This is a genomic window from Streptomyces sp. 8K308, from assembly GCF_004348315.1.
Classification (GTDB): domain Bacteria; phylum Actinomycetota; class Actinomycetes; order Streptomycetales; family Streptomycetaceae; genus Streptomyces.
In genome coordinates this window covers 1-7,429 of the sequence record NZ_SMKC01000340.1, presented here as the reverse complement: position 1 = coordinate 7,429, position 7,429 = coordinate 1, and the positions used below count along the sequence as shown (strand labels likewise).

At 75.3% G+C, this 7,429-nt stretch carries 5 protein-coding genes; 4 read left to right on the top strand and 1 reads right to left on the bottom strand.

What is annotated here, in order from left to right; translation table 11 throughout:
• Positions 1–497 (top strand): NPCBM/NEW2 domain-containing protein (locus tag E1265_RS30440; RefSeq protein ID WP_207931273.1); only part of this gene is annotated, 497 nt, incomplete at its 5' end.
• 531 nt (positions 498–1,028) lie between these two features.
• Here E1265_RS30440 and E1265_RS30435 read toward each other — a convergent pair.
• Positions 1,029–3,101 (bottom strand): asparagine synthase-related protein, encoded by a 2,073-nt coding sequence (locus E1265_RS30435; protein WP_132934200.1) that lies wholly within the window; start codon positions 3,099–3,101, stop codon positions 1,029–1,031.
• Positions 3,102–3,772: 671 nt separating this feature from the next.
• Here E1265_RS30435 and E1265_RS30430 point away from each other — a divergent pair.
• The 3 genes from E1265_RS30430 (at position 3,773) to trmB (ending at position 7,420) form a co-directional block, all read left to right on the top strand.
• Complete coding sequence (locus E1265_RS30430) at positions 3,773–5,182, top strand: MFS transporter (RefSeq protein WP_132934199.1); 1,410 nt, start codon at positions 3,773–3,775, stop codon at positions 5,180–5,182.
• 8 nt (positions 5,183–5,190) lie between these two features.
• A complete protein-coding gene (gene lhgO / locus E1265_RS30425) occupies positions 5,191–6,411 on the top strand; it encodes an L-2-hydroxyglutarate oxidase (RefSeq protein ID WP_132934198.1) in 1,221 nt (406 codons plus the stop codon).
• A 283-nt stretch (positions 6,412–6,694) separates the two neighbouring features.
• On the top strand, positions 6,695–7,420 hold the full coding sequence (trmB, locus tag E1265_RS30420) for a tRNA (guanosine(46)-N7)-methyltransferase TrmB (RefSeq protein WP_132934201.1): 726 nt from the start codon (positions 6,695–6,697) through the stop codon (positions 7,418–7,420).
• Positions 7,421–7,429 lie beyond the last annotated feature (9 nt).

The following is a 7,429-nucleotide window of genomic DNA, read 5'->3' as shown; positions in this document are numbered from 1 at the left end:
CCCCCACCCTGGAGCCGACGCCCGCCCCGGTGGCTCCGCCGCCGGCGCCGACGCCGTTCGAGCTGCGGAGCCTGGCGTTCGACGTCACCGGCGACGGCACGACGCCGACGGTGCGGCTCGCGGGGAGCAGCCCCGTGTGGCAGCGGGACGGCCTGACGATCGGGGGCCGGTCGTACGACCACGGGGTCACCGTGGAGGGCTGGTCCTCGGTGACGATCGACCTGAACCTGGCCTGCGTGACGTATCGGGCGCTGGTCGGCGTCGACGACCTGGCGGCGGGCCTCGGCGCCGCGGTGTTCAGCGTCTACGGGGACGACTGGATGCTCTGGAAGTCCGAGGTGGTGTCGGGCGGCGACGAGGCGGTCCCGATGAGCGTGCCGCTGACCGGCGTTGAGACCCTGCGGCTCGACGTCCAGGGCCGAGGCTGGCTCGGCGCCACCACCCTGGCGGACTGGGCCGACTCGGAGATCTCCTGCGAGTCGCCTGCCGGCGGCTAGCGGTACCGGCCTGCGGGATCGGCCTGCCGGCTCGAATGGCCGAGCCCACGCGGCGCGCGGAGGCGCGCCAGCGCGAACGGCCCTCGCCGGGCCACGGACAACCGGCCCACCCGCGCTGCGCGCGGGTTGCGGCCTGGCCGGCCTGACAGCGCGCCAGCGCCTGGGCGCTGGGAACGACTCGTCCAGCATGCGCCGACCACACACTTGGGCGGCCGCACCAGCCGGCAGGCGCCCACGCCACACGCGGCGCGAGCCGGCTGCACCGGACAAGGCGGCCGGCCCGGCGGGCCGGGTTCCGTCACGGTCACCAACCGACCGGCTGGCCCGGCCGGCAGGCCTATGCGCACCGCCGCCAGCCGCGGCCCTGCCGCGCGCCAGCGCGTGCCGCTGATGAACGCCTCGTGCAGCAAGCGCTCGGTCGGGGTACCAGGGGCGACGCGAACCGGCCGGGCACCGGCGCGGCAGATCGGCAGGCGGCCTGCCGGGGCGGGCACCCACCACGGTGGGGGACCGGCCAGCCTGGCCGGTAGGTCAGAGCGTGACGCCGCTGGTGACGGCGCGGGGGTCGTGGTTGCCTTCGGCGGTCCAGCAGGAGCCGCGACGGGTGAGGAGGCGGCGTAGCCAGACCTCGGTGGAGACGAGTTCGGCGAGGCCGTCGAGCGGCAGGCGTTCGCCCTGGGCGGCGGCGCGCAGCGCCTTGCGGACGACGCGGGCCTCGATCAGGCCCGCGTCGGCGAGCAGGGGCGCGTCGAAGAGGTTCACCAACTCGCCGATATTGGCGCGAAGCCCCGCGCGCACGGATTCGGCGTGCGACGCGTGGGTGGTGGCGCCCCATCCCGGCGGCAGCTCGCGCACCCCCGCGCCCTCCAGCACGGCGCGCAACACGTCCGCACGCGCCCCCGGCTGCACGCGCAGGCTCTCCGGCAGCGCCTGGCACGCCCGCACCACCTGGTTGTCGTAGAAGGGCGCGTGCAGCCGCTGGTGCCTGACCTCGGCGGCCTGTTCGAAGACCCGGTGGTCGGCGGCGTGCCTGGCCAGCACGGCGCGGGCCCGCTGTTCGCCGGGGCGGGAGCTGGCGGAGGCCGAGCGGGGGCGCGCCGCTGCCGCCTCCAGACGAATCGATACTTCGGCCAGCGCCTCGCCGGTCAGCCACCGGGCCGCGGGCCCGGGACGGCACCAGGCCAGGGCGGCCAGCGAGGCGCCGAGCGCGCCGTCGGCGTGCGGCGCGTCGTCGTCCGGGCCCTCGATGGTGTTGCGCAGCGCCAGCGCGGCCGATGAGAGGCCCTCGGGGTAGGGGGTGCGGGCCAGCCGCCGCGCCGCCCGGTACAGGGTGAACGGCACCAGCATCGCGCGGCCGCCCCCGCCGCTGGCCTTGGCCAGCGCGGTGGCCGGGCGCAGCAGGTGGCGGCGTCTGCGGTCGAGCAGCAGGTCAGCGAGGCGGGCCGGGTGCGCGTCGAGCACCTGGCGGGCGCCGTGCCCGACGAGGTGGTCGGCGCTACCGGCGGCCAGCCGGTGGCGGTGGCGGGCCGCGGTGATCAGCGAGGGGCCCGGCTCGTCGGTGAGCGGCCCGTTCTCCAGGTCGGCGTAGGGCAGGGCCTCGTCGCCGGCCGCCACCACCACGTGGTGCAGCCGGGGATTCTCGGCGATGGCGCGGGCCCGCTCCAGCTCGGCGGCGCGCGCGATGCCGCCTGCCGTGAGGTCGTTGAAGGTGACGGCGAGCAGCCGCTCGCCGGCCTGGGTGGCGCCGGTGCCGAAGACGGTGCCCGGCATGCCCGGCAGTCCGGCGGCGAGCAGCGCGAGCGTCGCTGAGGCGCTGCCGCCGGAGAGGTCGGCGCCGACGCCGGGCGCCGGCTCAGGGCCGAGGCGGGCGGCGCGCCGGTCCGCGGGCCCCATGCCGGGCACCGGCCCCGCGTCGCGCGCGGGCGCGTGTCTGGGCGCCGCGAGCCGGGTGCGGACGGCCTCGACGAGCGCGTCCCTGACGCCGGCGACGGCGGCCTCCCGCTCGACGGGGGGCGCGGCGACGACCAGGGGCGCGGTGGGCTCGTAGCCGACGACGTCGCGGCTGCCGCCCTCGCGCAGCATCAGCGCGTGGCCCTGCGGTACGCGGTGCACGCCCCGGTAGGGGGTGCCGGTACCGAGCGCCTCGGGGGACTCGGGGGCCGCGAGCAGCGCGGCGAGGTGGGCGACGTCGAGTTGGGCCTCGGTGAGGTCGGCCAGCGGCAGGGCGGCGGTGGCGTAGGCGGAGCCGCCGGCCCAGTCGGCGTGGAAGACGGGGCGGGTGCCGGCGAGGTCGGCCGGGATGACGGTGCGGCGGCCGAAGCGGGCGATGGCGGTGTAGTCGCCCGGCCAGGTGGTGAGCTGGCGGAGCGCGCCGGCGCGCGCGGAGACGAGCGAGCGGCGCAGGGTGGCGTCGTCCGCGCCGCAGTAGCCGAAGACGGCGAGGTGGGTGTCGCCGTCGGCGTACACGAGGCGGATCTCGTCGGACCGCCAGTCGCCGACCGCCCACAGGGGGTCGGGGCCCTCCCACAGCAGTTGTGCGCCCAGCGGCTGGATGTCACGGGCAGCGCTGGCAGAGGCCCCACACCACCCGACCAACCACCGCATCGCCGCCTCCCCCACGGAAGAACACTGAAAAACCGCGCCGTCGTTGAGCCCATGCTGCCATGCGGCCGGCGGGAACGGGGCATGCCGGGGAGGTAGTTCGCCCCATGTGACGCGGCACATGGCGAACCACCTGACACATCCGTCGGTTGGTCGAAGGGTCGTACGACGGTGTCCGGCGCGCCGGCGGCCCGGACGCGGCGGGCCGACCGTCGAACGACCGCCAAGCGATCGCCGACCGACGATTATTGGCCAAACTCTGGCTGGGGAACGGCTCATGAGGCGATCGCCCCTGGGCAGGAGACGTTGTGGTCCGGGAGACGCTGTCCGCCTCCCGGACCAGGCCGCCGTCCGCGGGGAATGAGACGGCGGCTTCCCCCGGCCCGCTTGCGCCTTCAAGGTGCTGCCCTCGGGGCAGCGGGCCGACCCACGCGGTACACATCGAAGCGCCGACCCCTCGTACTGCCCAGAGCGCACACCCGGGCGCACGGCCACATGCCCGGAGCACAATCCACTGGCGCGTAAGCGCTCGTACGCGCGTACGGTCACAAATCCGCCATCCGGGATCCACCCCCTTAACGGTCAGCAGGCACCGAACTACGCTGGGTTGGCGGAGGCACGGAAAGGCCCCGCGCTGGTCGTGGGGCTGCCGTTGGTGTGTCAGGGGTACGCGCATGTCCAGGGAGCCACGCGGGCCGAACGAGAAGCTAGGGGCAGTTCTCGCTCTTGCGGGAATCAGCAACGCGGGTCTGGCCCGCAGGGTCAACGATCTCGGGGCCCAACGGGGGTTGACGCTTCGATACGACAAGACGTCCGTCGCCCGCTGGGTGACCAAAGGCATGGTGCCACAGGGCTCAGCCCCCCATCTGATAGCCGCCGCCATCAGCAGCAAGCTGGGGCGCCCGGTGCCGTTACACGAGATCGGCCTGGCGGACACCGACCCGGCGCCCGAGGTGGGCCTCGCGTTCCCGCGGGACGTGCCGAGCGCCGTCGAGTCCGCCACGGAGCTGTACCGGCTCGACGTCACCCCGGGCAAGGGCATCTGGCAGTCGCTGGCGGGCTCGTTCGCCGTCACCGCCTACGCCACGCCCGTCTCGCGCTGGCTGATCAGCCCGGCGGACGCCTCGGTGGCCAGGGAGGCGCCGGCCCCCCAGGAGGGCACCTTCGGCCGGGTGGGCCACTCCGACGTGTCCAAGCTCCGCGAGGCCGCCGAGGAGGCCAGGCGCTGGGACTCCAAGTACGGCGGCGGGGACTGGCGTTCCTCGATGGTGCCGGAGTGCCTGCGCACCGACGCCGCGCCGCTGCTGCTCGGCAGCTACAGCGACGACGTGGGCCGCTCCCTGTTCCGCGCCACCGCCGAGCTCACCAGGCTCGCCGGCTGGATGGCGTTCGACACCGGCCAGCAGGAGGCCGCCCAGCGCTACTACATCCAGGCGCTGCGGCTTGCCAGGGCCGCGGCCGACGTGCCGCTCGGCGGCTATGTGCTGGCCTCGATGTCCCTCCAGGCCACCTACCGCGGCTTCGCCGACGAGGGCGTCGACCTGGCGCAGGCGGCCCTGGAGCGCAACCGCTCGCTCGCCACCGCCCGCACCATGAGCTTCTTCCACACGGTCGAGGCACGGGCGCTCGCCAAGGCGCAGGACGCGGCGGGCTGCGGCCTGGCGCTCTCCGCGGCCGAGGGCTGGCTCGAGCGCTCGCGGGACGGGGACGGCGACCCCAGCTGGTTGGACTTCTACACCTACGACCGGCTCGCCGCCGACGCCGCCGAGTGCTACATCGACCTCAAGGTGCCGGGCCAGGTCCGGCGCTTCACGGAGCAGGCGCTCTCCGAGCCGACCGAGGAGTTCGTCCGCTCGCACGGGCTGCGCCTGGTGGTCGGTGCCGTCGCCGAGCTGGAGTCCGGCAACCTGGACGCGGCCTGCGCGGCCGGCGCCCGGGCCGTGGAGGTCGCCGGCCGCATCTCGTCGGCGCGCACCACGGACTACGTCCGCGACCTGCTCAGCCGGCTCGCCCCCTACCAGCACGAGCCGTCGGTCAAGGAGTTGCAGGAGTTGGCACGCCCGCTCCTGACGGCTCCGGCATGATGTCGCACATGACAGCGGCACGGACTCGGAAGGCCATCGCTTACGACTGTGACGTGGTGGTGGTCGGCGGCGGCATCGTCGGCCTGGCCACCGCCCACGCGCTGCGCGCCGCCCGTCCCGGTCTTGTCGTCACCGTGCTGGAGAAGGAGCCGCGGCTCGCCGCGCACCAGAGCGGTCGCAACAGCGGGGTGATCCACAGCGGCGTCTACTACCGCCCCGGATCGCTCAAGGCGCGGTTCGCGGTGCGGGGCGCGGCGGAGCTGAAGAAGTTCTGCGCCGAGCACGGCATCCCGCACGCGGTACCCGGCAAGCTGATCGTCGCCACCTCGCCCGCGGAGCTGCCGCGGCTGCACGAGCTGGCCCAGCGGGCCAGGCGCAACGGCGTGCCGGTGCGGGAGTTGGGCCAGGCGCAGATGGCCGAGCACGAGCCCGGCGTCCACGGCCTCGCGGCGCTCCGGGTGTTGACCACCGGGCAGTGCGACTTCGGCGCGGTGGCGCGGCGGTTGGCCGAGCTCGTCGACGTGCGGCGGGGCGCGCGGGTCGTCGCGATCGACCGGCGCCCGGGGCTCGGGGTCGCGGTGCGGACGGAGCGCGGCGAGGTGCTGCGGGCGCGGGCCATGGTCAACTGCGCGGGGCTGCACAGCGACCGGATCGCCCGGCTGGCCGGCGACGACCCCGGGCTGCGGATCGTGCCGTTCCGCGGCGAGTTCTACCGGCTGCGGCCCGAGCGGGCCCATCTGGTGCGGGGCCTCGTCTACCCGGTGCCGGACCCGGCGTTCCCGTTCCTCGGCGTCCATCTGACGGCCGGCCTCGACGGCGAGGTGCACATCGGGCCCAACGCGGTGCTCGCGCTGGCCCGCGAGGGGTACGACTGGCGCACGGTCCGGCCGGCGGAGCTGGCGGACGCGCTGACCTACCCGGGCCTGTGGCGGATGGCGGCGCACCACTGGCGGGCCGGCGCGGGCGAGCTGGTCCGCTCCCTCTCCAAGCGGGCCTTCACGGCGGCCGTGCGGAGGCTCCTGCCCGCCATCACGGAGGCCGACCTGCTGCCGGCGCCGGCGGGCGTCCGCGCGCAGGCCGTCCTGCCGGACGGCAGCCTCGCCGACGACTTCCGCATCGCCGAGCACCCGCACACCGTGCACGTGCTCAACGCCCCGTCCCCCGCCGCCACCGCGTGCCTGCCCATCGGCCAGGAAATCGCCGGCCGAGCGCTGGCCGCGCTGGCGTGACAGTCGCCTGACCGGTGAGGCCGGCCGCCTGACCGCCGGCCGCCCGACCGGCGAGGCCACTGGCGCCGACCCTGACCACCCGGCCAACCAACGTTCGGCGAAACCGGCCCGCTCCGGCTCCACCGGCCACCTGGTCGGCGAGCCCAGGCCAGCCATCCCAGCCGAAGCCCGGCACCCAACCGGCCGGGACGGAGCGGCCTGCCCGGCCGGCGAGGCCAGTGGCGGCCGGCCGTGAAGCCGTAAAATCGGGCCTATTGTGACCGACAAGCCGCACTCCACCAGCATGTTTCCTCCCGGCGTCGGGCCGGCCGCCGATCCGGCGGGGCACCGGCACGAGCGCCGCATCCGAAGTTTCCAGCCGCGCCGCAGCCGGGTCACCCCGGCGCAGCGCGACGCGCTGCTGCGGCTGTGGCGGCGGTGGGGCGTCGAGGTCGACGGCGCGTCGAGGCTCGATCTGGCGGCGCTCTTCGGCGGCCTGCCAGTGGTGCTGGAGATCGGCTTCGGGATGGGCGAGGCCACGGTGGAGATGGCCGCCGCCGATCCCGGGATCGGGATCCTGGCCATCGACGTGCACACCCCAGGCCAGGGCAACCTGCTGCGGCTCGCCGAGCGCGAGGGGCTGACCAACGTCCGAGTGGCCAACGGCGACGCGCTCATACTGCTGCGCGAGATGATCGACCCGGGCTCCCTGATCGGGATCCGCGTCTTCTTCCCCGACCCCTGGCCCAAGAAGCGGCACCACAAGCGGCGCATCGTCCAGCCCGAGTTCGTCGAGCTGGCCGCGTCCCGACTGCGCCCCGGCGGCCTGCTGCACTGCGCCACCGACTGGGAGCCGTACGCGGAGCGGATGCTCGAGGTGCTGACCGCGAGCAGGTCCTTCGTCAACGCCGTGCCGTCGGGGGGTTTCGCGTCGGACCGGGCGGGCGGACGGCCGCTGACCAGGTTCGAGCAGCAGGGCCTGGCCAAGGGGCACGTGGTGCGCGACCTCCTCTTCCGCCGGCGGGGCTGAGCCCCGCCC